Here is a 25714-nt window from a genome sequence, read left to right as displayed (position 1 = left end):
GACGCCGCTCCTGGCGTCACGATGTCGTGAAACCGTTCTGCAACAGACCCGCCGAAATTTATGGAAGCTTAACGAAATCAGTATGAATCAGTATAGTAGCGCCTTACATCCGCCATGCGGTTGGCAAGATCGTCTAGCGGCGCGGAACGGGAGCCGGCTTGCAGCCGGAGCGGGTGATCCATGAAATTTCTGGGAAATAAAGCCACTGTGATGCCGCTTGCGGTTGCGGCAACGCTGGCCTTCGGCATGCCGCAGGCAAGCGCGCAAGGGCTGTTCGACATGCTGTTCGGCGGTGGCGTCAGACACAATTCGCAAGGCGAATTCCCACCGCCGCCAAAGCGCAGGCCGCCCGCCGTATCGGGCGGCGGTGGTACCAAAATCAGCAGCCCGAGCTACTACACCTACAAGGCCGACCGGCTGGTGCGCGTCGACTTCACGGCATTGGTGGCAGCTCCCCCTCAGGTGGCAACAGCCGAGGATGCGGCCTTTGTGCCGTCGGTGACGAGCACCGCCTTTCGTGAAGCCGTTGCAGGCCTCAGCGATTACGAACTCTATGCCGAGCCCGATATCGCCAAGGCGCTGATTGCCTATTACTCGGCCAATCCCGACTTCATCTGGGTGAACGACGGCAACCCCAATGCCCGCGCCCAGGATGCGGTGCGGGTGCTCGGCGAAGCGGCAAGCTATGGCCTCTCGCCGGCCGACTACACGGTCGAGGTGCCGGCAGCCAATGCATCGGCGGTCGATGCCGACGCGCATCTGAAGGAGCTCGTGCGCTTCGAGATGGCGCTGTCGGCGCGTGTCCTGCGCTATGCCCATGATGCCCAGAGCGGCCGCGTCGATCCCAACCGCATCACCGGCTACTATGAATTTCCGCCGAAGCCGGTCGACATGGAAGGCGTGCTGAAGACGCTCGCCCGCACCCAGCAGGTGCGCACCTATCTCGAATCGCGCCATCCGCAGAACGCCGAATACCAGGCGCTGCGCGTCGAACTGGAATCGTTGCAGGCCAGCGCCGAAAACGAAATCGTCGTCGACCCGAAACTGTTGCTGAAGCCCGGCGAGACAAGCGCCGAACTGCCGAAGCTGCTGACGCTGATCGCGCGCAATCTCGACGACGAGATGGGCGGCGCCTATGGCGAGATCCTGTCCCGGCTCGGCGCCAGCGACGTCTATGTTCCCGAACTGGTACCGGTCATCAAGGCCGTGCAGGTGAAGGCCGGCATGAAGGGCGACGGCGTCATCGGCCCGCGCACCGTCGCCTCGCTCGCCGGCGCCTCCAAGGCCGACCGGCTGCAGAAAGTGCAGGTAGCACTTGAAGAGCTGCGCTGGATGCCGTCCGATCTCGGCAGCCCGCGCGTCTTCATCAATCAGCCCGCCTTCACCGCCAGCTATATCGACAATGGTGAGGAAAAGCTGAAGACCCGCGTCGTCATCGGCCGGACCACCAACCAGACCGCCTTCTTCTTCAAGGAGATCAAGCAGGTCGATTTCCATCCCTATTGGGGCGTGCCGCAGTCGATCATCGTCAATGAGATGCTGCCCAGGCTGCGCGGCGATCCGGGCTATCTCGACCGCGCCGGCTACGAGGTGACCGATTCGCGCGGCAGGCGGGTTCCCTCGTCGTCCGTCAATTGGGGCGCCTACGGCGCCAACATTCCCTACAGCGTGCGCCAGCAGCCGAGCGAAGCCAATGCGCTCGGCGAGTTGAAGATCCTCTTCCCCAACAAGCACGCCATCTACATGCACGACACGCCGCAAAAGTCCTTCTTCCAGCGCGACATGCGTGCGCTGAGCCACGGCTGTATTCGCCTGCAAGACCCGCGCGGCATGGCGGCGGCGGTGCTCGGCACCTCGGTCGACGACATCGCCGAGAAGCTGAAGCACGGCCATGCGACCGAAGACGTGACGCGCAAGATTCCCGTCTACGTCGCATACTTCACCGCCTGGCCGGACCTGTCCGGCAACGTCGAGTATTTCAACGACGTGTACGACCGCGACACGCGGCTGATGCAGGCGCTGGACGCGACCGAGGCGGTGCGTTCGCCGACGAGCTGATCCCACATGGTTTCTCGTTCATCGAAACGAGGAACCATTCCTATCTCTTTGGTTTCTTTTAGATTTTAGTCGATAGGCGTTCGCACGATTCGTGCGATCAGCGCTGGATGAGCGGACGCCGGAAGCCGGCATCACGGCCGGCGATCAGCCAATAGACGAGACCCGCGACCAGGCCGGCGCCGGCGATGATGCCGATATCGGCCCAGCGTTGGGTGTCTTCTTCTGCGCCCGGCCAGATCAAGAAGAAGCCGGCCGCGGCAGCGGCAGCGCCAAACAGCATGTGCACAAGGAAATTGCGCAGCGCGAAGAATTCGGCGATCAGCGCGAAGATCAGCGTCTGCAGACCGGTTAGGATGATCGTCAGGAAATAGACGAACATGCCCAGCGGTGGCACCACTAGCGCCGCGAGCGGGGTGACGATGGCAAAACCGAAATACTCAGGCGCGTTGGGCAGGGCACTCAACGTGGCATAGATTGCCACTACGGCGACCAGGCCGACCAGCACGGCCACTAGATAGCCGGCTAACATCATCAGGATGCGCTTCAAAACGTGCTTTACCATCGCCAATGCACCCCCGTGCCCTGCAATTGTCGCGCGCACTGAGCCATCAAAGGCGTAATGGCGCAAGAGTGCACCCAGCGGTGCTTTGCGGCGCTCTTCAGGCGCCGCCGCACATATGTTGCGAATCGGGCAGCACCCACCTGCCCTTTATCGTGAGGTCGACGCCGCAATAGACACGGCCGCGTTCATCGCCCTCCGGGCAGTCCCGCGGGACCGAGATCAGGCACATCACGACGGGGTCGCCGACTTTCGAGCTGGCGAGGCCGGGCTCCCGGTCATAGGAAACCCCGGCGCCGCCATTGCTGAATCGCGCCAGACTGCCGGCTTCAGGACTGGCGGTTTCCAGCGGGTCGTCGCCGAGCCTCGTCGTCAGCGCCGTGATGTGGGTGAAGGCGCATTGCCCGATCGACGAGGGCAGGAGCTGGTCGGGACTTTTGGGATGGCGTGCGGCGGTGTCGAGCGCCTTCTTGCCGATCAGGGCGACGTTGTAGTCCTGCACCCAGGACGGCGCATTGCCGTAGGTCTGCAGGGCGTTGTTCTGGGCGCTGACGATGCAGGCGGCATCCTGCCCGCAGGCATTCCTGTCGGCGATCAGCGCGCGGGCGATCTTGCGCTTGTCGCCGCCAAAGGCCGGTTCGAAACCCGTAAAGGCCTTCGCGACCAGCGCATCGATGGCGGAAAGCTGTGGATCGGCACAGACTGCCTTCTCCGCCGGCAGGCTGGCTTTGCGGCAATTGAAGGACGGTCCCTCGGCACGTGCCGCAGTCCCGCAGATTATCGCGCAGGCCAAGGCAATGCCGGGCACGAGCCAGTTGGAACCCCGGCTGGAAGAAAGCATGACCGCCCCCACTTTCACGCACCAGTTTGCCCATCACTCTAGGCAAAAAGTCCGCTGTAAGGAATTGCCGAAGGGGCGGCAGCGCTATTTCGGTTCGGCGGTCACCGGATCGAAGGTGATTTCGACTTTCGCCTTGTCGGCCGTGTAATAGGTGACGGTGTAGCCGTCCTTGTCCCAGTCGACTTCCTTGACATAGCGGAAGCCGTCGCGCTGTTCGACCTTGGCGATGATTGCCGACAGTTTCTGGGCATTCTGCGGCGGCAATGGCCTGTCATCATCCGCGGCAAAGGCCGTTGCGCCGGCGAGAAGCAGTGCAAGGCCGGTCGCCAAAACAAGATTTCGCATGATTGCCCTCATTTCATGTTGGCATGGATCGCACCGGAAACTCGTTCGCAGCCCAATTTGTTCCCGCCCACGGCAAACGAGGCGTGGCTTCCGCAACGCTCCGGAACCGCAACCCAGAGGGGGCGAATACCCCCCACGCATTTGCGGTAACCGGCGGCTAACCATGGCCGCTGCCGTGACCTGCGCTGGACAACCCGATGGTGGTAGAGCTTTGCCCAAGACCCTGCTAGAGTTCTGGTCTAGGCGGGGTGGCATGGCGCGCCAAACCCGCCGGGATTTCTTCTCTCAGTGCGCGGCGGAATGTTTCAGGAACGGGTCGTCGCCTGTGCTGGACCAGAACCAGAAGGGACCGGGGCTCGAACATGGCTGTACGGAACTACACCCGTCAGCTGGCGACAATCATTTCTATCGATGCCGTCGGGTTTTCACGGCTGATGGGCATCGACGATGAGTCTGCTGTCGCGGCATTTGAGGAGCGGCGAGACATCATCGCCGACAGCTGTGCCACGTTTGGCGGCCGCACGTTCGGCGACGCCGGTGACAGCATCATGGCCGAATTCGGCAACCCGATCGAGGCTTTGCGCGCGGCCTTCGATTTCCAGGGCCGCATCGTCGCGCTCAACGCTTCGGTCGCCGACGACATGCGCATGCCGTTTCGTGCCGGCATCAACACCGGCGACGTCATCGTGCGGGGCGGCCAACTGTACGGCGACGACGTCAACATCGCCGCTCGCATCCAGGAGTTCGCACCGGGCGGCGGTCTCGCCGTTTCGGAGACGACCTGGCACCATGTGAAGGACACGACGGCGGCCGAATTCACCGATCTCGGCGAATTCATGCTGAAGAACATTGCCCTGCCGGTGCGCGTCCTCATCGCCGGGCGCGGCGGCAACGGGGCCTCGCCGGCGGCGTCGTTCGCGGCCATCCCTCAGGTCAACGCCCCGCAGAAGCTGTCGTCCAAAGGGCCGCCGGCGATCGCCGTGCTGCCCTTTCAGGGCAATGGCGGCGAGCATGACATCGGCTATATGGCCGATGGCATTGCCGAGGACATTATCTACGGTCTTTCCAACACCAAGTGGCTCTCGGTCATCGCCAAGGGCTCCAGCTTCCAGTTTCGCGACGATACGCTGGGCACGCGGGTGATCGGCAACGCGCTCGGCGCGCGCTACATCGTCAGCGGCACGCTGATGCGCAATGGTGGCCAGATCCGCCTCAACACCTCACTGGCGGACGCGTCCAACGGGCGGCTGGTCTGGTCGCAGCGCTTCGATCGCGACCTGGGCGACATCTTCAACCTGCGCGACCAGATCGGCGCCGAGATCGTTTCGATCCTCGACAAGGAGGTCGACCGGGCGGAGCAGGCGCGCACTTTCCAGGTGCCCTGGGAAAGCCTGGAGACCTGGCAGCTGGTGCGGCGCGGACGCTGGCACATGAACCGGCGCACCCGCGGCGACACCGAAACGGCGCTGGAGTTCTTCCAGAAGGCCTACCGCGAGGACCCCAATTCGAGCGCCGTGCTCAACGAACTGGCGTGGTGGTATTTCTGGCGGGCATGGCTGCGGTTCGGCGACAGCGACGATTTGAACAAGGTCGAGCAGTTTGCCCGCAAGGCCTTGCTGATGGACAGCCTGGATGCGCGTCCGCACGCCCACCTCGGCGCCGTCGACATCATGCGGGGTGAACCGCGATCGGCGGTCGACCATCTCGAGGAAGCGATCCACATCAATCCGAGCTTTGCCTTCGCGCGCTCGGCCATGGGCAGCGCCCAGCTGCTGCTCGGCAATGCCGCGTCAGCGATCCCGTTCTTTCTCGACACCGAGCGACTGAGCCCGTTCGACCTCTACCGCTTCCACAATCTGGGGGAACTGGCGGCAGCCTACAGTTTCGTCGAGAACTGGCCGGCGGCGATCGCCGCCGCCGACCGCTCGCTCAACCTGTCTCCGGGCTATTTCTATGCCAGGTTCCTGAAAATAGGCGCGCTGATGCGCAGCGGCCGGCCGGAACAGGCGCGGCGCGAGATGGCCATTTTCGCCACCCGGCATCCCGATTTTTCCGAACAGCGTGTGCGCTGGATACCGTTTACCGACAAGGCCGCGAACGAGTTCCTCGTCGCCAATTTCCAACTGGCCAAATGAGCATGGCGTTCAATGCTGGCCGAACACCGATTAACTGTGAAAAAATTCACATACGTACAATCGATGCAAACCTAGGCGTTGAAGGGCCGGCATCGCAATAACGTGGACAGCCGGGGGGCTTGAACGCGCATGACCAAACTGAAGTATTTCGACGGCATTCGTGAGGCCCAGAAAAACCAGCGACCGCTATCGGAAATGCCGCCTTTCGATCTCGGCCGGATCCGCAAAACGGGCTTTTTGGCGCGCATCGCCGAATTTGTCGTCGAAGATCATCCGCGCGTGTGGTTGGCGTTCTTGCGGCGCTTCCGCCCGACCGGCAAACTATTCGGGGTTCTGCTCGTCACCAAGAACGCCGATGTCCGCGACATATTGGAGCGCGGCGACGAATTCCAAACCCCGTACGGCCCGGAAATGACCGAGTTCGCGCGAGGCTCCAATTTCATCCTCGGCATGCAGGACGGCGCCGACTACCGCCGGATGAAATCGTCGGTGCTGAGCGCCTTTCCGCCAGCCGAAGTCGAAGCCGTCGTCAGGCCGATCGCAGCGCGTCATTCGCAAGAGATCATGATGCGCGCCAGCCCCGGTTTCGATGCGATCTCCGGATTGCTGAAGCTCGTTCCAGTGCACATCTGCCGCGATTATTTCGGGATCGAGATCGACGACGAATCGGAATTCGCCGATTGGTCGATCGCGCTCAGCGCGCTTTTCTTTTCGGACCCGGGGGCGAGCCCCGTCATGCGCGAGCTTGCAGTGGTGGCGGGCGATCGTCTTCTCAAAGTCATCGACCGCTCTATCCAGTCGGTCAGGGACCGGGGCTTGAAGACCGAGCAGCCGCTGGCAAGGCTGGTTGCCCAGATGGACCAGGACCGCTTGTCGCGGGACGACCTCAACTCGATCATGCTGGGCATGATCGCGGGCTTCGTCCCGACCAATGTTCTGGCCAGCGGCAATTGCCTCGACGTGATCCTGTCGCGGCCGGATGCACGGCAGGCGATCGACGCGGCACTTGCTGAAAACGACACCGGCAAGCTGGACAAGGCCGTCCTTGAAGCCATGCGCTTCAAGCCGATCTGGATCGGCCCGTGGCGCTACACGGCACGCGACGCGATCATCGGCAAGGGCACGCGACGCGAGCGCCTCGTCAAGGCGGGCACCGTGGTGATGCCGGCTACGCTGTCGGCGATGTTCGATGCGGACGCCGTGCAGAACCCGGACAAGTTCGATACATCGCGCCCGCATCGCGACTACATGGTCTTCGGCCACGGCATCCATCAGTGCATCGGCGCCGAGATCGCCAGGATCCAGATCGGCGAAAGCCTGCGCGCTCTGTTCCAGAAGCAGAACCTGCGCCGCATGTCGGGCAAGGCTGGGCGGATGACGCGCATCGGCGCTTATCCCGAAACCCTCAAGGTCGATTTCGAACCGGCAGCACTCTGCCGCACGGTCACCCAGTCGATGGTGACGGTGGTCTGCCCGGTCACCGGGTCCGGATCGCTGGACGCTGTGCGCGACAAGGTTGCCAGCCTCGGCAATCCGGCCGGCGAAGAGATCCGCACCGCGCTCGACATTGTCGGCACTATCCATTTCACCAGCCTGGCGGTTGTCGGCACGGGCGAGATCGACGCTGATTCCGGTCAGCAAAAGGGAGCTCTGGTTCTCGAGATTTCCGGCGACGGCAGCATCGACGATGTCATCAATGCGGTGACGCACGCCATCGGGCACCGGCTGCGGCCGATCTTCAAGGACGTCTGCGACCTGCGTGACAGCGGCGCCTTGAACGATTTCCTGCGCAAGCACAATGTCGACATCTCGCCGTCCTTCGGCAGCAATGCCGGACTGGTGTTTTCAGGCACGCCCGGTCATTCGGTCCAGCGCATCATGGCCGAGGCAGAGCTTTTCGAAGCTGTGCGCGGCATCGTGGAGCGGCCACGCCAAGGCACCGGCAACGCTCCCGCCGTGCTCGCGGAAGCTCGCCAGCATCTTCGATCATTGGGGACGTTTGCCTGGGCGTTCGAGCCGGCCGAAAGCCGGCTGGAAAAGCCGCCGGGCCATTGGGGCCGTGCCCTGATGACGACCTTGCTGGTACCGCCGGTCTTCGTCACGGTGGCGATCATCTGGGCTGCTTGCTGGTACATGACCTATAGTGTGGTGTTCGGCAGATCCATCGACATCAGTTCCCACGAAATCTCCTTCACCGCCATAGCCGTAGCAATCACTTCACTTCTGTTGTCGGGACTTGGAGTGTTGGTGGCAGCGGCGCTGCTGGTGTTTGCGTGCTTGCTGGCGCTGCGACGCCGCGAGGATAGAGATCAGCCGGAAAGCACATCGATCGGCATATCTGAATTGAACGCGATACTCGTCAAGGAGGACCACGCGGCGCAGAACCATCTGACCGCGATTTCGACGATGAAGGCTGGCATCTTGCGGCGGCTGGCGCTCAGGTTTTCCTTCTACCTGATCTCGATAGCTGCCCAGAAGGTGTTCAAGCCAGGCTTCCTCAACACCATCAACACCATCCATTTTGCCCGCTGGATACTCCTGCCGGGCTCCAACAGATTGATGTTCTTCTCCAACTACGGTGGCAGCTGGGAAAGTTATCTTGAGGACTTCATCGCCAAGGCATCCGCTGGCCTGACCGGCGTGTGGAGCAACACTGTGGGCTATCCACGTACACGATGGCTGTTCCTTGACGGCGCGCGTGACGGCGATCGCTTCAAGCGCTGGGCGCGGCGCCAGCAGGTGCCGACACTGTTCTGGTACTCCGCCTATCCCCAAATCAACACAACGCGCATCCGGATCAATTCCCGGATCAGGCGCGGCATTGCTTCCGCCGTCGGCAACGAGGCGCGCGACTGGCTGAGCTTGTTTGGTTCGCTACGGCGCCCGGCGAGCGAAACGACCACCGTTCAAAAGACCACCTCGCTGCTGGCCAATATCAGTTCTGCTTTTCCGGCACCTCTCGAGCAGCAGCTGGAAACCGGCGAGATCCAGTCCATCTTTTTCGGCCCGCTCGGCCCGCTCGGTTATTCGCATATGCTTGCGATCCGCGTGCCGGACAAGTTGCCGGCGCCCAAGCGCAGAGCCTGGCTCGATTTCGTTGTTGAGCAGACGAGTTTCGGCGAAGGCCGGCCCGCCGGGCGCGCTATGATAGTAGCCTTTGGTCCCGGTGGCCTGCGGCAGTTTGGGCTCGACGAGGGGGTGGATGGCGATCCACTGGAAACATTTCCGATCGCCTTTCGCCATGGCATGGGCAATCCCGAGCGTGGCCGCATTCTGGACGACCGAGGCCGCGACGGCCCGGACGAATGGGAGTGGGGGTCGCTGGCGAACCCCGTGGACGTGGTCATCGTCTGCTATGCTGAAGACCCGGGAAGGTTGAAGACCGAGATTGCCACCGTGAAACGAAAGACGACCGGTGCCGGCATGAAGGTCGTCGCCGAACTGCCGCTCGTCGTAAATCGTGGTCCGACCGACACGAATGCGAAATCGTCCGATGGGGCAAAGCGTGACGGTAGGTCGGAACGCGGGCCAGCCTACGAGCATTTCGGTTTCGCGGACGGGATTTCGCAGCCGATTGTCCGAGGCACAACCCGCGCCAGCAGGGGCGCCGCGCCTATGCATCTGGTCGCGCCCGGCGAGTTCCTGTTCGGTTATCGTGACGAGCATGGGTTCTATCCAGCCTCGCCCTCGGTAAGCGCATCACGCGATCGAGCCGGAATCCTTTCGCAGGTGCGCCGTAGCCGGCTTATTCCGGGCCTGCCGACACCGCCGCGCGATTTCGGCCGCAACGGCTCATTCCTCGTTGTTCGCCAGTTCGAGCAGCATGTCGACGTCTTCAACGACTACTGCAAAAAGGCTGCAGCCTTGGTCGCGAGCCAACTCGGCAACCAAGCCGTCACGCAAGATTGGATTGCTGCCAAGATGCTCGGCCGCTGGCAGAACGGCAGCTCACTGGTGCGCAACCCCGATCATCCGGGACGCGTTGTCGACAACAACTTCGCCACTGGCGCCGAGGACCCGCAAGGACATCGTTGCCCACTTGGTGCGCACATACGCCGTTCCAACCCACGCGATTCGCTGGGTGAGGACCGCGATACGCAGATCAATATCGGCAAGCGCCATCGTATCCTGCGGGTCGGCCGCACCTATGAGAAGCCGGACGGCAAGAATGGCAAGGTCGAAAAGGGGCTGCTCTTCATGTGCCTTAACGCCGACATCGAGCGCCAGTATGAATTCATCCAGCAAACCTGGGTTTCGTCGGCCACATTCCAGGGCCTCGTCGCTGAAAAGGACCCGACGATTGGTGCGAGCGACGGTGATGGCAGGTTCACCATTCCGTCATGGGAAAAGGTCACGACGCTCCGCGATATGCCGCAGTTCGTCACCACACGAGGTGGCGGTTATTTCTTCATGCCCAGCCGCTCGGCGTTGCGCTACCTGATTTCGCGGCTCTGATTCGGCTGGTCTTCCGTGGGCAAGGAACCTCAGTCGTCGTCCTGCGACTCGGCGATATGACGCAATGCGCCAGCATCGGTTATACGCAGACCGCCGCGCTTGATGGCGATGAACGAACGGGCGCGCCAGTCATTGAGGGTCTTGTTGACGGACTCACGCGTGGCGCCGAGGAACTCTCCGAGCTCCGATTGCGAGATCGGTATCCAGCCGGCGCTATCGGCCATCACCTCGGCCAGGAAGACCAGGCGCTTGGCCAGCCTTGCCTCGATGCCGAAAAAGGCCTGATCGCCGAGTTCGCCGCTGACCCAGCGCAGCCTGGCGCACAGAAGTTCGATCATCGCGCGCGCCAGTGGCGGATTTCTTTCAATTCGATCAAAGAGTTGTGTCCTGCTCAGCGAGACCAGCTCGCACGCGGTAAGACAGATGGCAGTGGCGGTGCGTGGCCGTCCGTCAAGGGCGCCGATCTCTCCGACCAGGCTTCGCGACAGCTCGATATTGGCCACCAGCTTCTGGCCGCCGGGCGAATAAATCGAGATTTCCACCGTGCCGCTCATCACCCCGTAGATGCGGTCGGCGGCATCTTCCTGGACGAACAGATGCTGGCCCGCGGCGTAGCGCTCGACCTTGCAACCGCTGAAAAGAATATCGAACAGCTTTGGATCGATGCGCGCCAGGCGCGGCAGATCGTTTCTGTCGTTCGCGCCGCCAAAAGCCATGTTGAACTTCCCAATTGCCGCAATCAGCAAAGTTTACGGCAAGAGTGCACCGCATCAAAGCCCGGTGTTCATCCCTTTGCCATTACGCCTTCTAAAGGCGTGGCGCAGTGGTCGCGCGCAGTAGTGGCTTGCGCCAGGCGGAAAGCCGTCTGCACGCCCGGCGGGAGGAGCCGGAGGCGTGCAGACGGCAACTGATGAAAAGAGTTAGGTGATGAAAATTCCTGGTGCCTGCTAATCCTTGCAGAACTGTTGAAATCGCGAAAAGGCGGCATGAGCCGCAATGCCTGTTTCCACCGCTGCAATTGGTGAGCGCAAGCAGCGTGAGCGTCTGTGATCGAGATCACATACGGCGGGGCTAAAATAATGCGAGCGTCATGCATCGCGCGAGCGACTGCGGGCGAAGAGACATGCCAACGTCACGCCTCAGTCATATTAGACGCGCGTTGATTTGTTTCCTTGCGCGCCAGCCAGAATTGCGCCAGCCTAAAATGGGGCAATACAGTTCTTTACTTTGGCAGAACCTTTGGGGGAGGGGCGACCATGCCGGTCAGCAGAGAGCAGCGTATCCGCCAATATCTCGATCTCGTCACCGGGGGCGAGGGGACTGAATCGGTCCTCGCCAACATGGAGACGATGGCCGGTGGCGCCTTGGAATCCCTTGCGCCCACGGACGGCGGCAAGGCGGAAGCGGCGTTTGAATCGGCGCGCGCGGGTGCGGAGAATCTGGCGCGAGGGGCCGAAGTCGCGCCCGACCAGCTTGCCGATCTGGAAGCCATAATCATCCCGGAGCTACGGCCGGTCTACGACATCAAGGATGGGACCTTCACGACGCTGACTTTCGACGGCGCTCCGACACCGGGTCACTCGCTGTGGACGAAGCTGACCAGCGAGGCCGCATTGAAGCAGCGCATCGAAGCCACCCTGCCGGCGATCGGGCGCATCGAACTGTTGTGGAACACCAACATCCCCTATGGCGGCACCGGCTTTGTCGTCGGGCGCAACCTCTTGATGACCAACCGTCATGTTGCGCAGATCTTCGCCGCAGGCCTCGGTGACCGCAATCTGCAGTTCATCAATGGCCGCGCCGCCGGCATCGACTTCAAGCGCGATTCGGCCGCAGGAAACGTCTTCAAGATCCACAATGTCCGGATGATCCATCCCTATTGGGACATGGCGATCCTAGAAGTCGAGGGCCTGCCCGACAACATCAAGCCGCTGTCGCTCGCCGTCGCCGACGCGCGCGACATGCTGCGTCAGGAAGTTGTCGCCATCGGCTATCCGGCGTTCGACAACCGCAACGCGGTCGATGTCCAGAACGACCTCATGCGCAACCGCTTTCAGGTCAAGCGCCTGCAGCCGGGCATGCTGCAGGGCGGCTTCGGCACCGAGAGTTTCGGCAAGATCGTCAACGCGGCCACACATGATTGTTCGACGACTGGCGGCAACTCCGGTACCGCCATGATCAACCTCGCCACCGGCGAGGTCGTGGCGCTGCATTTCGCCGGCCGCTATCTCGAGCGCAACTACGCCGTGCCCACCGGCGCGCTGGCCAAAGACCAGCGTGTCGTCGACCTCGACCTCAACTTCGCCAGCGCCGCCAGCGGCGGCCCCAACGATTGGGGCGCCTGGTGGAACAAGGCCGACAGCGCCTCGCCGGCCGAGGGCGTAAACCTGGTCGAGGTCGGCGGCGTAAAGCGGATCCCGGGCGTCGTCACCCAGGCGCCACCCACCGGCGGAGGCGTCGTGGTTTCGCCCGGCGGCAGCGTCACCTTCGAAGTTCCGTTGCGCATTACCGTCTCGCTCGGTGCAACGCCTGCCCATGAGGCGGTCACGGAATCGGTCGAACTCGAAGCGGCCAAACCGACGCCCCCCGGCGGCGCGTTCGTTCCCAAATCGGTCGCCGACTATGCCGCCTATGAGGGCTACGACGAAAAATTCCTCTCCGGCGGCACCAAGCTCGCGCCGGTCGTGGTGCCGATGCCGGAGGCCACCGACCCTTCCGTTCTGGCGCCGCTCAAGGCCGGCGGCACGCGGCTCGACTACCAGAACTTCTCGCTCAAGATGCACGCCAAGCGGCGGCTGGCCCTGTTCACCGCCTCCAACGTCACCGAGGAAAGCGATCTGCGCGAGCCGGAAAAGGGCCGCAACTATTCGCGCGGCGGCCTGTTCAGCGAGCGCTGGTTCCCGGATCTGCGGCTCGACGACAAGTACCAGATCCCCGACGTCTTCTACGTCAAGGATCAGGGCGCCTTCGATAAGGGCCATATCGTCAGGCGCGATGACGTGGCCTGGGGCAGCACCTTCGAACGTCTGCTCCGGGGCAATGTCTGCTCGTTCCATGTCACCAACTGCTCGCCTCAGGTCGAAGGCTACAACCGCTCCGACAGCGGCGAGAAGAACTGGGGCGATCTCGAGAACCATGTCTTGTCCGAGGCGGCGAGCGAGCGGCTTTGCGTCTTCGCCGGGCCGGTCTTGGCCGATGACGACCGGACATTCGCCGGCAAGGGTCCTAAGGGCACCAGTCTTCGCGCGCTCGTGCCGCGCCGCTTTTGGAAAGTGGTCGTGGCCCGGGTCAATGACGGCCTTGCCAGCTATGGTTTCGTCCTCGAACAGGACCTCACCGACACTGAACTGGAGTTCACGGTCGCCGAAGAATTCATCGGCGCCATGTACCCGCTGACCGAAATCGCCGAAATGACCGGCGTCAGCTTCGACCAATCGCTGATCGACGCCGATCAATATGACACGGTGCGGGGCACGGAGATTGCCCTGCGGGCTGGATCACGGAAGCGAAAGAAGAAGAGTTAGGGGTGTCCAATGACCGAATGGACGCAAACCGAGCTGACCAGCCTCAACCGGATCCTCGCCAATCTCTATCCGATGATCGGCGACGGCGTGCGTGTCGCCAAAGGTGTCGGGCTGGCGACGGCCCAGATCGCCTTTGACAACAAGGCGATCAACAACTGGTTCGCGATTGTCCAGCGCGCAAAGCAGGAGACCAAAGTCGACACTCTCATCGCCTTCGCGCTGGATGAGAATCCCGGCGACGAGGCATTGCTGCAGGCAAAGCAGCATGCCCCGCCACCACCGGTCGAAGGGCCTGCCACCACCAAGTGGAGCGGCGCGCCGGGCCAGCTCGAAAAGATCCTCGGTGGCAAAAGCACGCTGGTGCCGATCAGCTATCTTGAACTCGGCGTTATAAGGGCGAAATCGGTGGTGCGCATCAAGCGTGCCGATGGCAGTTCCGGCACCGGCTTCATGACCGCCGGCGGGATCCTGATCACCAACAACCATGTGCTGCCCGACGATGCTTCCATGGTGGGCGCCGTGGTCCAGTTCAACTATCAGCGCACGGTCGCCGGGCTCGACGCGCCATTCGAGGAATTCAGCATCGACACCGCCGTGCCTCTTCGCACCTCCAAGGATAATGACTGGTCGGCCGTCCGCATCAAGGGAGACGCCTCCAAATGGGGCGAGCTGGACATGAAACCCATGACCGTCAAGGTCGGCGACCATGTCAACATCATCCAGCACCCCGGCGGCGCGCAAAAACAGATTTCATTCGTCGCCAACGTCGTGGCCTTCGTCGGCGGTGGCCGCGTTCAATATCTCACCGACACGCTGCCGGGCTCGTCGGGATCGCCCGTCTTCGACACCGACTGGAACCTGATTGCGCTGCATCACAGCGGCGGCTGGCTCACCGAGCCCAACGCGGCTACCAAGAGCACGTACTATCGCAACGAGGGCATCGCGATCGACACCATCATCCAGGACCTCGCGGCCAAGCCTGTATAGTGGTGATGTGTGCAGACCGATGGTGTAACGAGATGCGCGACGATTTAAGACTAGGCCATGTGAATTCTTTCGGATGTGACGGACCATAAGGCCACACCGAACGCCAGAGGAGTTCAGAGATCAGCGCCTATTTCGACCTCAGGCTTCAACTGGCTGATCTCTACCCATTGCCTCCCGATTGGTTGAGGGTGACCAAGGACGCCGGTATCCTCGCCGGTGCGGTCAACCTGCAGGGGCCGGCTCTCACAGTCTGGTTCAGCATCCTTGACTATGCGCAGGCCAACAAACTGTCGCAGCCGCTGATGGCCACCGTCGCTGCGCAAAATCCGCAATGTTCGGCGCTGTGCACCGCCTACCTCCAGGAACTGACAACAGGGGCGAAACCGACGCCTGACCTGCCGGGCCTGACCACCGACGATCGGGTCAACACCGCGGTCGCCGGCTTCGACGCCGTCAACCAGCAGCCCAAGGATATCAAGGCGGTCCTCGCCGCCGGCGATGGGCTCACCGCCGTCACCAGCCAGATCGATGTTCTTGCGACTTACAAGAACCTGCATGACGGCTTGCAGAGCTTTCAATATGGCATCGGCAGCTTCCAGAGCCTCATGATCGCCGGGCGGGACATGGGCGCGGATCTGAATCAAGTCCGCGTCCTGCGCAAATTCCTCAACCAGTTGAGGCTCTTCTGCGCATCCGCCGGCGACAAGATCACGGTATTGCCCCCCGGACCGGCGCTTCGCGACATCGAGCAGGCGTGGCTCGACGATCTCGGGTCCGCCGCGACGAAACTGCAGGGCGCAATCCCCGACACGTCGGCTGACGCCTACGACGCCTTGCTGGATGTGCGCACCGTGCTGCGCGTCGTACCCTCGCGGCTGAATCAGCAGATCTTCGTCACCGCCAAGAATCTGCCTTTCGGCATCCTGGCTGCGGGGCTCGAAACAATAGCCGGCAAACTTCCAGCCGATGAGCCTTCCGTGCCGGCAATAAAAGCCGCGCAGGACGCGATCAAGGTACTGTCCTCGACCATCTATGCGCGGGTCGTCGAGCACAAGCTCTGGCAGGACATCGACAACAAGCTGGCCAGCCTCACCGACATGATCGAGCCGATAGAAGGGGGTGCTGCGGCGGACAAGTCGTTGCCGTTCCAGTTCTCGCCGCTGTGGCGAAACCTGGAAACGAAGGTCAAGGTTCTTGCCGATCTCGACCCGAACGGACAGTGGCGGACAATGCTTGCCGGCTACTCCACCGACGTCAACGACCAGCTGTCGCGCGAGACCGTCGACACGGCCTTCATCCTTGCCTTCGAAGCCTATCGGGACGAGGCCCAGCAACGCTTCGTCCAGGTCGATCTGGCGCTGAAAACGGAATGCGCCTCGATCGTCCGCGTCAGCACGCCTTTGCACAAGATCATTGAGGACCTGGGGTCATGAGCGAAGAAACAGTCACAGGCACCGAAACCTCGACCGAGTTTGTCTCGCTGAGCGACATCCGCATCGCGCATCTCGAGCTGATGCGCATCGCCAGTGCCAACGAAGCCGGCGACCCCTCGATGAAGCGCAGCGACAAGGCCGGCGCCGAAACGACGGAAGCCAGCATCGACAATACGGTTCCCGATGCCCGGACCATCCGCGACTTCCTGGCCAGGGCGCGGCGCGCGGGCAGCACCATCGAACGGGAATCCGATCGGCGCGCGGCGCAGCGCATTCTCGATTATTGGTCGGCAGAACTGGTCACGCGCCCCGGCATCACCTCAGCCGATGTCAGCCCGGCGCGTCTCGCGGCCTTCGCAGGCGGCCTCGAAACGGCCGAACCGGTCGCCGTCGCAGTCGACTCCGAACCCGCATCGCGTGAAATCGATGATCCCGGAGCGGTCGCCATAGCCGTTCCTGAATCGGTGGCCGTCGCGACCAAGGATAGTGCCGTATCCGGCGACGGCTTCGCATCGGACGACGAACTGAGTTCGGACGAGCTAACCGAGCGCTTTCGCATCCGCGTGGCCGCTCAGGCGCGGCAATGGAAAAACACCGGCTACGCCGGCTATCTCCTGCGTGGCGAAGCGCTGAAGGAGGCGTCCGAACTTCCGCAGGGGCCTGACATCGCCGAGTTCGTCGAGGCGAGCGCCACGGCGGAGACGGACAGCCAGAAGCAACGCGATCGCAGCAAGAACCTTTTGATCGTGCTGTTTGCCATAGCGGCGGCGATCTTGGCGGCAACGACCTATTTCGCTTTGAACCAGAGGAATGACGCCGTCCGTGCGCGCTCCTTTGCCGAGAAGGCGCAGTCCGAAGCCAAAAAGGCGCAGAGTGACGCCGAAGACAGGGCGAACAAGGCTGAAAAGGTCAACGCAGAACTAAAAGCCGCTGTCGACGAGGCGGAAAAGGCCGGCGACCAGGCCAAGGCAGCGCATGATGTTGCCCTGAAAAACGCGGAAGACGCGGCCAGGAGGCTCGCTGAACTGCAGGCTACCCAGGCTATCTTGCGATCGGCAATCGTGCTTGTCGTCGAACAGCTCAAGCTCGGCCACATGTCCCTCGACGAGTTGACTCCCGAGCTGAGGCAGGCGGTGCTTGTCGAACTCGCTGGTCGGGTGAAGAGCAACGAGATCGCTCTCGGCCAGTTGCCGGCGCCGCTGCAGAGTGCGCTTGAACCGCTGCTCGGCAAGGACATCGACAAACAGCCCAATAGTCGCACGGGGTATAAGGTCGATTTTATCCAGACCATAGTTGGTTTGCCGAGGTTGACCGGCGATTTGGCCAGCGACGCCTCTGCGACACCGCTGGACTACATCAACTACTCGTTGGTCATGAGCCGAAGTCACCGCATGGCGATCTATTCTGCGGTCAACCTGGATCGGTCGCAAAGGATGATCCTGCAGATCACCGGAGGCGGACTGCGGTATGATGGCCGCCTGCCACGCGACGCCCAACCGGATCGCAGTTGGTACAACCAAGTCGTGTTGCCGGCGCGGTTGGCGAATGCCAGCGACATCGCCTGGGGCCCTGAATTCACAACCGATCCGGAAACGGCCGCGCTCAAACTGGCCCGATATGCCTATGTCCTGCCCAACACGATGCCGCAGCCACGCCAGCTCTATGGCGATATCTGGCTGCCGCTCGAAGACTGGGTGCGCACCCAGCACAATCCGCTGGCCAACCATGTGACCATCTTCAGCGGTCCCGTCTTCCGGTCCGCCGATCAGCCGGTCGGCGACGTTCCGGTACCCTATGCCTATTGGAAGCTCGCTGTCTCCTCCGTGCCGTCCGCCGCGAAGAGCGAGATGAGCGGGCAACCAGGATTCGTCGTCGACGCGTTCTTCATCCCAGCCGACGCAACAGGCGAATTCGATCCCGAGCGATACCGGCTCCCGGTTGCCGAGCTTGAAAAACGCACCAGCCTGAATTTCGGCACTCTCATCGAATGGACGGATTCGGTGAAGCATCCCGGCCCGAACGGAACCGCGGCCGACGCGTTGGCGGGGCGCGTCAAGCTGCTCGACAGCGCTGACGGCGCAAGTGATGCGCTGCGCAGCGGACTGATCGCCGTCCTCGGCAATCCGGACCTGCCGGTGCCCGAACGGCGCAAGATCGTGGCGGCTCTCGTCGAGATGGCCGGCCTCCAAAGCATGATCGGACTGACGCCTGCCGGGCGCAGCAACGTGCTTGAGACCTTGCTCAGCGTTCCGCCCGATCTGTGGACCCGCCCGGACTGGCTGCCTGTGTTCGCCGCCGCGCGCCGCGCTGTGGCAGATCTCGATACATCAGCAGCCGACGGACAGGCGATCATCGGCGAACAGGACCGCGACGCGCTCAACACATTGAAGGACCGGCTGCATATCCAGCAGAACCCGCAGACGGTTTATGTCCAGTTCGCCGGTATGACACGCGAAGACGCCCAAGCCCTTTCCGCCAAAATGCGCGCCTTGGGCTGGGACATCCCGACGCCTGGAGAGGAGCGAGTGGCCGCTGCCGCCGGCAGGAACGAGGTGCGCTATAACCCGGACGTCGATGCCGACCGCCGTGCCGCCGAACTGCTGGCCGCCGACCTCACTGCGGCCGGCCAATCGGCGAACGCCAGGGCAGTGCCCATTATCGGCGCCAACACTTTGGAGATCTGGGTCAGCATATAGGCGTGGCCGAAGCCCGGACTGCCGGAAAAAGGCCGTTCGTCAAAAAGCCGTGATGCACCGCTTCAAAACGGTGGCGATGCTACGAGGTCTCGTTCTGGGATCTCGAACAGATGAAGGTGCGCCGCGGCTCCAATGTCTGCCAGTTCCAGCGGTGCGGGGCATTGAACCTGCGGCTTAGTTCCAAAAAGGTCGTGGTGAGCACCTACACAGCTAGCGCCTCGACTTCGCTGACAGTCATCGGAGGCCCGTTCAGGCTCTGGACATTCCAAATACCGACTGCCCCAAAGGTTGCGCGATTGGGATGATGGCGACCAAGCCATTTCGCCGACGCATTACATTCATCGCATTGAGAGACGGTGGCTAGTAGCGAAGACTCTAAGTCCACCCGGCTTTGTCCAGCCTTTACTTCTATCACGGCAAAAGACAGCTTCTTGGTGATGTAGTCGCTGACCTCGGCCTCGATTGCGTCGAGTACGACTTTCAGCTCAGGCGTGAAATGCCTCTGACGGCTCAGCCTGGACGTTAGGTCAAGCTCCCACTGAGAAATCGTAGGGTCGTTTCGTGACGCAAGTAAGCACCTTCCAACGTGCTTCCTAAAAACGCTGCGATCCTTGTTCGGCGTATATAAATGTTCGTTGATACGCTTTCTAAGGTTGCCGTTTCCGGTGTGTGTGCCGACGCGCACAATTCTGTTGCCGTCGTGCGCTTTTTCACCTTCTTCAAACACGAAGTAGATTCCGTCCGTCGGCACGTCTTCTGGGTTATACGACCCAGTGAAACGTGGCAGCGAGCCTATCCTGTGATGCAGTACCTCGCACGCTTTGGACATCAGGCATCCCCCAGCCAGGCCAGTTGGCGGCCGAATGATAGCCCTTCCAATGGCCTAGAGGCGTTTTTAATGTATGGTTGGAGGTATTTGCTGTAGACCTCGCCAGCGAGGAACACAAAGGTATCCGAGGAGAGGTCGCAGCGCTGGCTCAGCTGACCGGCGACCAATGACCCCCACTCCCGTCTTTCGCTTTGACCCATCTTGTTCAGCGTCTTTTCATAGGGGTCGATCTCATCGTCCAGCCCAACAAGCCCGTACTTCGCCGAAAGGATGTAGATGGCGTCAGGTTTGAGCTTTTCGGCGTAGGCGAGAGATTTTCTGAACAAGCTTCCCTGATACAGGTTTCTGGCCGAAATTCGGGAATGGTGCTTTGTTTTCCCACAGGACACCAACACGATGATTTTCATCTATCCCTTAACCACAATCCTAAATCGCCAACGTAACGCCCCTGCCTGTGGTGTTCTAGTGTCCACTCGCTTACGCTCTCACGACGCATCCGGACTTCACGGTGCAGGGGACGTGCTTTAACTCCCGCCCTTGGCGGCGATCCATAGAATTCACTGGATAAGTGAGCCACGATACTGGTTGGCCGTCAATATTTCATTTAAATCAGTGTCATGTCCATTTTGAAGGCACCAATACCAGTCCAAACTACGTTCGCGGACTACACGCTCACCGAAATATTAGGAGAGGGTGGAGCAGGCCGCGTATACGGCGGACATGACGACGTGGGTAACGCAATAGCTCTAAAGCTTCTCATCAACGTGAGCGTTGATAAGCGGAAACGCTTTAAAAACGAGACAGCTTTCCTACTGCGCAACAGCCATCGCAACATCGTCAGTGTTATTGATTTTGGACTTGGAACTGGCGCGGGTCTAAAAGGCCCATTTTATGTCATGCAACGCTACACAAACAGCTTGCGGGAACAGATGCTTCTGAAGCCCACGGCGGAACAAGTAATTAGGTTGTTTTCCCAAATGCTGGATGGCGTTGAGGCCGCTCACCTGCTGGGTGCAACCCACCGCGATCTAAAACCCGAGAACTTTCTATACGATTCATCCACCGATCGGATTGCCGTAGCGGATTTCGGGGTTGCGGGCTTTACATCTCAAGAGCTTCTAACTCTCGTCGAGACATCCCCTCAGCAAAGGCTAGCGAACTTTACTTATGCTGCGCCAGAGCAGCGCCGCCGGGCATCTGCGGTGGACAGCAGGGCAGACATTTATGCACTTGGTTTGATGCTGAATGAGCTTTTCACAGGCCAAGTGCCTCATGGTACAGAGTACCAGCTCATAGGTCAGGTATCCGCTGTGAATGCCTTTCTGGATGCAGTCGTGGCAAAGATGACTACCCAAAGTCCAGATGGGCGCCCAAGCTCCATAGCAGGTGTGAAGGACCTAATTGAGCAAAGCCGATCGTTGGATCTAAGTCGCCAGCGCCTTAGCGAAATCGGCAGGACTGTAGTTTCTGAAGGGGACGTAACGGACCCGCTCGCTTTCGAGCCTCCCCAGCTAGTAGGGGCATCATGGGACAACGGGGTTTTGAATTTAACCCTGGACCGTCCAGTGAATCAGAGGTGGGTCAATGCATTGCACAATATGGGAAATTATTCGGCAGTAATGGGGCACGACCCCGGCAGCTTCCAATTCTCCGGCCAGCAAGTTACCACGAACATGCCTTCACATAGCGTCCAGCACGCTGTTGATCATTTTAAGTCGTGGTTGCCGAACGCCACTCGACACCTTCACTCCACCCTTTTGTCGGAAGCCAAACAGAAGGCGATCAAGGAGCGTGCCCGCTTGGAGGAGGTGCGACAGCGGGAAGAAATGAAGATGAAGGTAAATTCCTCCATCCGCATTTGAGGTAAGTCAGAATTTGCGAACTTGAAAGCCAACTCATCCAACCATTTCAGCAGATTGGATGGTGGGCGATGCAGGGATTGAACCTGCGACCCCACCCGTGTGAAGGGTGTGCTCTCCCGCTGAGCTAATCGCCCGCTCGTTGCCCGAAGGCCAAGCGAGCCGCGATATAAGGGAGGCAGGCTGGTGAAGTCAAGGCGATGCGCTGGCCTTCTGTGCCTGAAGTAGGTGAGGGCAGGGGCAGCCGCGCAATCGCCTGTTTCGCTCAGCCGCCGCCCCGCCGCGATCACCCCCGCTCAGCCGGCCGCCGCCGCAATCAGCCGTTCCGCCAGGTCGAGCGTCAGGGCGTCGAAATGCGAAATCACCGCCGACGGCTCGAATTCGCGCACATGCCGATCAGTATAGCCGAAATCGACGGCGACCACCGGAATGCCGGCGGCCTTGGCCGTGTCGATGTCGGTCTGCGAATCGCCGACCATCAGCGCGCGGTCCGGGTTGCCACCGGCGAGCTTGATGGTCTCGGTGAGATGGCGCGGATCGGGCTTGCGGAAGGCGAACGTGTCCTGGCCGGCGATCGCGGCGAAATGCCTTGTCAGGCCGAGCGCCTCGATCAGCGCTTTCGAATTGCCCTCATATTTGTTGGTGCAGATGGCGAGCAGATAGCCGGCCTTCTCGAAGCGGGCGATCGCCTCCACCACGCCGGGGTAGGGGCGCGACTTGCCGGGGATGTTGAGCGTGTAGTGATCGAGAAACAGCTTCAGCAGCCGGTCATGCTCTTCGACTGCCAGCGACTTCTGCTGCGCGGTATGCGCGCGCTCGATCATCACCCGTCCGCCGTGGCCGACAAAGCGCCGGAAGCCGGCCTCGTCGACAGCGGCAAGCTCGCTGGCAGCGAGGCTGTGATTGAGGCTGTCGAGCAGGTCCGGCGCCGTGTCGACCAGCGTCCCGTCGAGGTCGAACACGATGATTGGTCTGGTCATGGCCTGTCCTGTGGCTGATGCATTGCAGGCAGGCGATAGCGTCTGCGCTTCTTTCAGGCAAGCAGTCGGACAGCCAAAGTCTTTGACCCAGCGGGCAAAAGTGCTACGAGCGCGCAATCAGAAAAATCACAGGCAAGCCAAAACCTCCGGGGCAAGCATGGATGCGAGGCAGTTGAAGGTCGAGGCCGCGCGGGCAGCACTTGCCCATGTCAGCGACGGCATGCGGCTCGGCATCGGCACCGGCACCACGGCGGAAGAGTTCGTGCGGCTTTTGGCCGAGAAGGTCGCCACCGGGCTCACCGTCGTCGGCGTGCCGACGTCGGAGCGCACCGCTGCCCTCTGCCGCGAACTCGGCGTGCCGCTGTCGACGCTGGAGGAAACGCCCGAGCTCGATCTCACCGTCGACGGCGCCGACGAGGTCGATCCGGCACTGACGCTGATCAAGGGTGGCGGCGGCGCGCTGCTGCGCGAGAAGATCGTCGCGGCGGCCTCCGGGCGCATGATCGTCATTGCCGACAAGTCGAAGATGGTCGAGACGCTCGGTCGGTTTCCGCTGCCGATCGAAGTCAATCAGTTCGGCCTGCGCGCCACCGAAATCGCGGTCGCGGCAGCGGCCAGAAGTCTCGGCCTTTCCGGCCCAGTCACATTGAGGATGACGGGGGGCCAGCCTTTTGTTACAGACGGCGGCCATTTTATCCTCGATGCATCTTTTGGCCGCATTCCGGATACAAGAGCGCTTTCGAATGCTCTCCATGCCATCCCCGGCGTGGTCGAGCATGGTCTTTTCATCGGGCTGGCGTCAGCGGCCATCATCGCCGGTGGCGACGGCATCCAAACCGTCCATGCCGCCCGAAAACCAGGGAGTTCTACCGATCATGATGTTGCATAAACGGGTTCGCCAATTCTCCGCCATCGTGGCGGCTTCGGCTGTCTTGGCGTTTTCCGCCCCGGCGTTCTCGCAGGATGTCACCGAATCGCATCTGAAGGCGGCGCGCGCCGCGGTCGCTGCCATCCATGCGACCGACCCGTTCGACAACATCCTGCCGCAGGCGGCTGCCGCGCTAGAGCAGCAGCTTATCCAGAAGAACCCCGACATGCAGGAGCTGATCGGCAAGACCATCAGCGAGAAGGCGCTGGCGCTGGCCTCACGCCGTGCCGACCTGGAGAAGGAGGCAGCACTGGCCTATGCCAAGGTGTTCTCCGAAAAGGACCTCACCGACATCGCTGCCTTCTACAATTCCGAGGCCGGCAAGAAGCTGCTCGACAGTGGCCCGACGGTGACGCGCGATTTGGTCAAGGCGGCCGACATCTGGCAGAATGGGCTGGCGCGCGATCTCGCCCAGCAGGTCGGCGAGACGCTGGCAGCCGCCGCGAAGGCCAAGGCTCCCGCGGCACCCGCCGATGGCGCTGCCCCGGCCGATGGTGCCGCCCCGGCTGATGGCGCGGCACCCGCTGACGGTGACCAGCCGGAAGCGCCGAAGAACTAAGTCATCGATTTCGCCACCGGCGTCCTCGCCGCTGGACCAAGAAAGCCCGGTGCAAACCGGGCTTTTCTTTTGGCCTCATGCAGCCTACCTGTCTCAAACATTTCTTGAGGCAAGGAGCGTCAGCATGGCCGGTTACGACTACGATCTCTTCGTCATCGGCGGCGGCTCCGGCGGCGTGAGGGCGGCGCGCGTGGCGGCCGCACTCGGCAAGCGCGTCGGCATCGCCGAGGAATACCGCTATGGCGGCACGTGCGTTATCCGTGGCTGCGTGCCGAAAAAACTCTACGTCTACGCCTCGCAATTTCCCGAGCATTTCACTGATGCCGCCGGCTATGGCTGGACGGTGCCGGAGGCGAGCTTCGACTGGCCGACGCTGGTCGCCAACAAGGATCGCGAGATCGCCCGGCTCGAAGCCATTTACGAGAAAAACGTAAAGGGCGCCGGCGGCGAGACGTTCCACTCGCGCGCCATGCTGGTCGACCCGCATGTCGTGCATCTCCTGGGCGACGACCGAACCGTCACAGCTGACCAGATCCTGATCGCCACCGGCGGACGGCCGGCGCCGCATCCAGCGCTGCCTGGCCATGAGCATTGCATCTTCTCCAACGAAGTCTTCGACCTCAAGCGTCTGCCGAAAGCGATCATGATCGAGGGCGGCGGCTACATCGCCGTCGAATTCGCCAACATCTTCCATGGCTTGGGCGTCGACACCACGCTGGTCTACCGCGGCAAGGAGATCCTGTCGCGCTTCGACATGGACCTGCGGCGCATGCTGCACGAGACCATGGAAAAGAAGGGGATAAAGATCCTCTGCCACGCCGTGTCGGAATGGGTGCGCAAGCGGCCGGATGGGCGGCTGGACGCGCTGGTCACCGGCGGCAAGGTGTTGACGGTCGACCAGGTCATGCTCGCCATCGGCCGCATCCCCAACACCGAGAATATGGGCCTGGAAGGCGTCGGCATCGAGCTCGGCAAGACCGGCGCCATCGTTGTCGACCAGTATTCCCGCACCAACATCGACAACATCTGGGCGATCGGCGACGTCACCAACCGTGTGCAGTTGACGCCGGTGGCGATCCACGAGGCGATGTGCTTCATCGAGACCGCCTTCAAGGGAAACCCGACGGCGCCCGACCATGACACGATCCCGACCGCCGTGTTTTCACAGCCGGAGATCGGCACTGTCGGCCTCTCCGAAGACGATGCCGTCAAGCGCTACTCCGACATCGAGATCTACCGCGCCACGTTCCGGCCGATGCGGCACACGCTGTCGGGCCGCGACGAAAAGATGCTGACAAAGCTGGTGGTCGACGGCGCCACGCGAAAAGTGCTCGGCGCCCACATTCTTGGGCCGGATGCCGGCGAGATGGCGCAGCTTCTCGGCATTCCGCTGAAGGCCGGCGTCACCAAGGACGATTTCGACCGCACCATGGCTGTCCACCCGACAGCGGCGGAAGAACTGGTCACCATGTACAAGCCGACCTATCGCGTGAAGGACGGCGTGCGGGTCGATTGATCTAAAACGC

At 61.8% G+C, this 25714-nt stretch carries 18 protein-coding genes and 1 tRNA gene; 11 read left to right on the top strand and 8 right to left on the bottom strand.

Annotation, left to right across the window (positions count from 1 at the left end; genetic code table 11):
- Nucleotides 1-180 precede the first annotated feature (180 nt).
- The gene (locus AC1DXM_RS07855; protein WP_477232554.1) at nucleotides 181-2058 is read left to right on the top strand and encodes a L,D-transpeptidase family protein; all 1878 of its coding nucleotides are present in this window, start codon (nucleotides 181-183) and stop codon (nucleotides 2056-2058) included.
- Nucleotides 2059-2155: 97 nt separating this feature from the next.
- Here AC1DXM_RS07855 and AC1DXM_RS07850 read toward each other — a convergent pair whose 3' ends face one another.
- The 3 genes from AC1DXM_RS07850 to AC1DXM_RS07840 form a co-directional block, all read right to left on the bottom strand.
- Nucleotides 2156-2620, bottom strand: coding sequence for a hypothetical protein (locus AC1DXM_RS07850; RefSeq protein WP_477232553.1), 465 nt, complete (start codon nucleotides 2618-2620; stop codon nucleotides 2156-2158).
- A 97-nt stretch (nucleotides 2621-2717) separates the two neighbouring features.
- The gene (locus AC1DXM_RS07845; RefSeq protein WP_477232552.1) at nucleotides 2718-3458 is read right to left on the bottom strand and encodes a lysozyme inhibitor LprI family protein; all 741 of its coding nucleotides are present in this window, start codon (nucleotides 3456-3458) and stop codon (nucleotides 2718-2720) included.
- 84 nt (nucleotides 3459-3542) lie between these two features.
- Nucleotides 3543-3803, bottom strand: coding sequence for a PepSY domain-containing protein (locus AC1DXM_RS07840; protein WP_192254054.1), 261 nt, complete (start codon nucleotides 3801-3803; stop codon nucleotides 3543-3545).
- A 362-nt stretch (nucleotides 3804-4165) separates the two neighbouring features.
- Here AC1DXM_RS07840 and AC1DXM_RS07835 point away from each other — a divergent pair, with 362 nt between their 5' ends.
- Complete coding sequence (locus AC1DXM_RS07835; RefSeq protein ID WP_477232551.1) at nucleotides 4166-5938, top strand: adenylate/guanylate cyclase domain-containing protein; 1773 nt, start codon at nucleotides 4166-4168, stop codon at nucleotides 5936-5938.
- A gap of 129 nt (nucleotides 5939-6067) precedes the next feature.
- The gene (locus AC1DXM_RS07830; protein ID WP_477232550.1) at nucleotides 6068-10393 is read left to right on the top strand and encodes a cytochrome P450; all 4326 of its coding nucleotides are present in this window, start codon (nucleotides 6068-6070) and stop codon (nucleotides 10391-10393) included.
- 29 nt (nucleotides 10394-10422) lie between these two features.
- Here the strand turns inward: AC1DXM_RS07830 and AC1DXM_RS07825 are convergent, their stop codons facing one another.
- Nucleotides 10423-11109 (bottom strand): Crp/Fnr family transcriptional regulator, encoded by a 687-nt coding sequence (locus AC1DXM_RS07825; protein ID WP_477232549.1) that lies wholly within the window; start codon nucleotides 11107-11109, stop codon nucleotides 10423-10425.
- Nucleotides 11110-11649: 540 nt separating this feature from the next.
- Here AC1DXM_RS07825 and AC1DXM_RS07820 point away from each other — a divergent pair.
- From AC1DXM_RS07820 to AC1DXM_RS07805, 4 genes are all read left to right on the top strand, one after another.
- Nucleotides 11650-13917, top strand: a complete 2268-nt coding sequence (locus AC1DXM_RS07820; protein WP_477232548.1) for a DNA/RNA non-specific endonuclease — start codon at nucleotides 11650-11652, stop codon at nucleotides 13915-13917.
- A gap of 9 nt (nucleotides 13918-13926) precedes the next feature.
- Nucleotides 13927-14904: a trypsin-like peptidase domain-containing protein gene (locus AC1DXM_RS07815; RefSeq protein ID WP_477232547.1), complete on the top strand. Its 978-nt coding sequence runs from the start codon at nucleotides 13927-13929 to the stop codon at nucleotides 14902-14904.
- Nucleotides 14905-15092: 188 nt separating this feature from the next.
- On the top strand, nucleotides 15093-16337 hold the full coding sequence (locus AC1DXM_RS07810; protein ID WP_477232546.1) for a hypothetical protein: 1245 nt from the start codon (nucleotides 15093-15095) through the stop codon (nucleotides 16335-16337).
- The gene (locus AC1DXM_RS07805) at nucleotides 16334-19033 is read left to right on the top strand and encodes a DNA/RNA non-specific endonuclease (protein ID WP_477232545.1); all 2700 of its coding nucleotides are present in this window, start codon (nucleotides 16334-16336) and stop codon (nucleotides 19031-19033) included. The genes AC1DXM_RS07810 and AC1DXM_RS07805 overlap by 4 nt, the downstream gene beginning before the upstream one ends.
- 202 nt (nucleotides 19034-19235) lie before the next feature.
- Here the strand turns inward: AC1DXM_RS07805 and AC1DXM_RS07800 are convergent, their stop codons facing one another.
- Together AC1DXM_RS07800 and AC1DXM_RS07795 are read right to left on the bottom strand one after the other, a co-directional pair.
- On the bottom strand, nucleotides 19236-19862 hold the full coding sequence (locus tag AC1DXM_RS07800) for a GIY-YIG domain-containing protein (RefSeq protein WP_477232544.1): 627 nt from the start codon (nucleotides 19860-19862) through the stop codon (nucleotides 19236-19238).
- Nucleotides 19862-20269 carry a DUF6884 domain-containing protein gene (locus AC1DXM_RS07795; protein ID WP_477232543.1) on the bottom strand — a complete coding sequence of 136 codons (408 nt, stop codon included), beginning with the start codon at nucleotides 20267-20269 and terminating at the stop codon, nucleotides 19862-19864. The genes AC1DXM_RS07800 and AC1DXM_RS07795 overlap by 1 nt, the downstream gene beginning before the upstream one ends.
- Before the next feature lie 210 nt (nucleotides 20270-20479).
- Between AC1DXM_RS07795 and AC1DXM_RS07790 the strand changes: the two genes are divergently transcribed.
- Nucleotides 20480-21724 carry a serine/threonine-protein kinase gene (locus AC1DXM_RS07790; RefSeq protein WP_477232542.1) on the top strand — a complete coding sequence of 415 codons (1245 nt, stop codon included), beginning with the start codon at nucleotides 20480-20482 and terminating at the stop codon, nucleotides 21722-21724.
- Nucleotides 21725-21783: 59 nt separating this feature from the next.
- Here the strand turns inward: AC1DXM_RS07790 and AC1DXM_RS07785 are convergent.
- Nucleotides 21784-21858: transfer RNA gene (locus AC1DXM_RS07785), tRNA-Val, on the bottom strand.
- Between the two features lie 159 nt (nucleotides 21859-22017).
- Complete coding sequence (locus tag AC1DXM_RS07780; RefSeq protein ID WP_477232541.1) at nucleotides 22018-22701, bottom strand: phosphoglycolate phosphatase; 684 nt, start codon at nucleotides 22699-22701, stop codon at nucleotides 22018-22020.
- 157 nt (nucleotides 22702-22858) lie between these two features.
- Here AC1DXM_RS07780 and rpiA point away from each other — a divergent pair, with 157 nt between their 5' ends.
- From rpiA to gor, 3 genes are all read left to right on the top strand, one after another.
- On the top strand, nucleotides 22859-23590 hold the full coding sequence (gene rpiA / locus AC1DXM_RS07775; protein WP_477232540.1) for a ribose-5-phosphate isomerase RpiA: 732 nt from the start codon (nucleotides 22859-22861) through the stop codon (nucleotides 23588-23590).
- Complete coding sequence (locus tag AC1DXM_RS07770) at nucleotides 23577-24188, top strand: DUF2059 domain-containing protein (protein ID WP_477232539.1); 612 nt, start codon at nucleotides 23577-23579, stop codon at nucleotides 24186-24188. The genes rpiA and AC1DXM_RS07770 overlap by 14 nt, the downstream gene beginning before the upstream one ends.
- A gap of 124 nt (nucleotides 24189-24312) precedes the next feature.
- Nucleotides 24313-25704, top strand: a complete 1392-nt coding sequence (gene gor / locus AC1DXM_RS07765) for a glutathione-disulfide reductase (protein WP_477232538.1) — start codon at nucleotides 24313-24315, stop codon at nucleotides 25702-25704.
- Nucleotides 25705-25714: the final 10 nt, after the last annotated feature.

It is taken from the genome of Mesorhizobium sp. P3_A2 (assembly GCF_056403115.1).
Note: the sequence above shows the minus strand (reverse complement) of the source record. Positions and strands in the feature narration are given on the sequence as shown.

Bases quoted from the DNA above. Each gene is read 5' to 3' on its own strand.
- AC1DXM_RS07855 (WP_477232554.1), top strand. From the start codon at position 181: ATGAAATTTCTGGGAAATAAAGCCACTGTGATGCCGCTTGCGGTTGCG.
- AC1DXM_RS07850 (WP_477232553.1), bottom strand. From the start codon at position 2,620: ATGGTAAAGCACGTTTTGAAGCGCATCCTGATGATGTTAGCCGGCTAT.
- AC1DXM_RS07845 (WP_477232552.1), bottom strand. From the start codon at position 3,458: ATGCTTTCTTCCAGCCGGGGTTCCAACTGGCTCGTGCCCGGCATTGCC.
- AC1DXM_RS07840 (WP_192254054.1), bottom strand. From the start codon at position 3,803: ATGCGAAATCTTGTTTTGGCGACCGGCCTTGCACTGCTTCTCGCCGGC.
- AC1DXM_RS07835 (WP_477232551.1), top strand. From the start codon at position 4,166: ATGGCTGTACGGAACTACACCCGTCAGCTGGCGACAATCATTTCTATC.
- AC1DXM_RS07830 (WP_477232550.1), top strand. From the start codon at position 6,068: ATGACCAAACTGAAGTATTTCGACGGCATTCGTGAGGCCCAGAAAAAC.
- AC1DXM_RS07825 (WP_477232549.1), bottom strand. From the start codon at position 11,109: ATGGCTTTTGGCGGCGCGAACGACAGAAACGATCTGCCGCGCCTGGCG.
- AC1DXM_RS07820 (WP_477232548.1), top strand. From the start codon at position 11,650: ATGCCGGTCAGCAGAGAGCAGCGTATCCGCCAATATCTCGATCTCGTC.
- AC1DXM_RS07815 (WP_477232547.1), top strand. From the start codon at position 13,927: ATGACCGAATGGACGCAAACCGAGCTGACCAGCCTCAACCGGATCCTC.
- AC1DXM_RS07805 (WP_477232545.1), top strand. From the start codon at position 16,334: ATGAGCGAAGAAACAGTCACAGGCACCGAAACCTCGACCGAGTTTGTC.
- AC1DXM_RS07800 (WP_477232544.1), bottom strand. From the start codon at position 19,862: ATGTCCAAAGCGTGCGAGGTACTGCATCACAGGATAGGCTCGCTGCCA.
- AC1DXM_RS07795 (WP_477232543.1), bottom strand. From the start codon at position 20,269: ATGAAAATCATCGTGTTGGTGTCCTGTGGGAAAACAAAGCACCATTCC.
- AC1DXM_RS07790 (WP_477232542.1), top strand. From the start codon at position 20,480: ATGTCCATTTTGAAGGCACCAATACCAGTCCAAACTACGTTCGCGGAC.
- AC1DXM_RS07780 (WP_477232541.1), bottom strand. From the start codon at position 22,701: ATGACCAGACCAATCATCGTGTTCGACCTCGACGGGACGCTGGTCGAC.
- rpiA (WP_477232540.1), top strand. From the start codon at position 22,859: ATGGATGCGAGGCAGTTGAAGGTCGAGGCCGCGCGGGCAGCACTTGCC.
- AC1DXM_RS07770 (WP_477232539.1), top strand. From the start codon at position 23,577: ATGATGTTGCATAAACGGGTTCGCCAATTCTCCGCCATCGTGGCGGCT.
- gor (WP_477232538.1), top strand. From the start codon at position 24,313: ATGGCCGGTTACGACTACGATCTCTTCGTCATCGGCGGCGGCTCCGGC.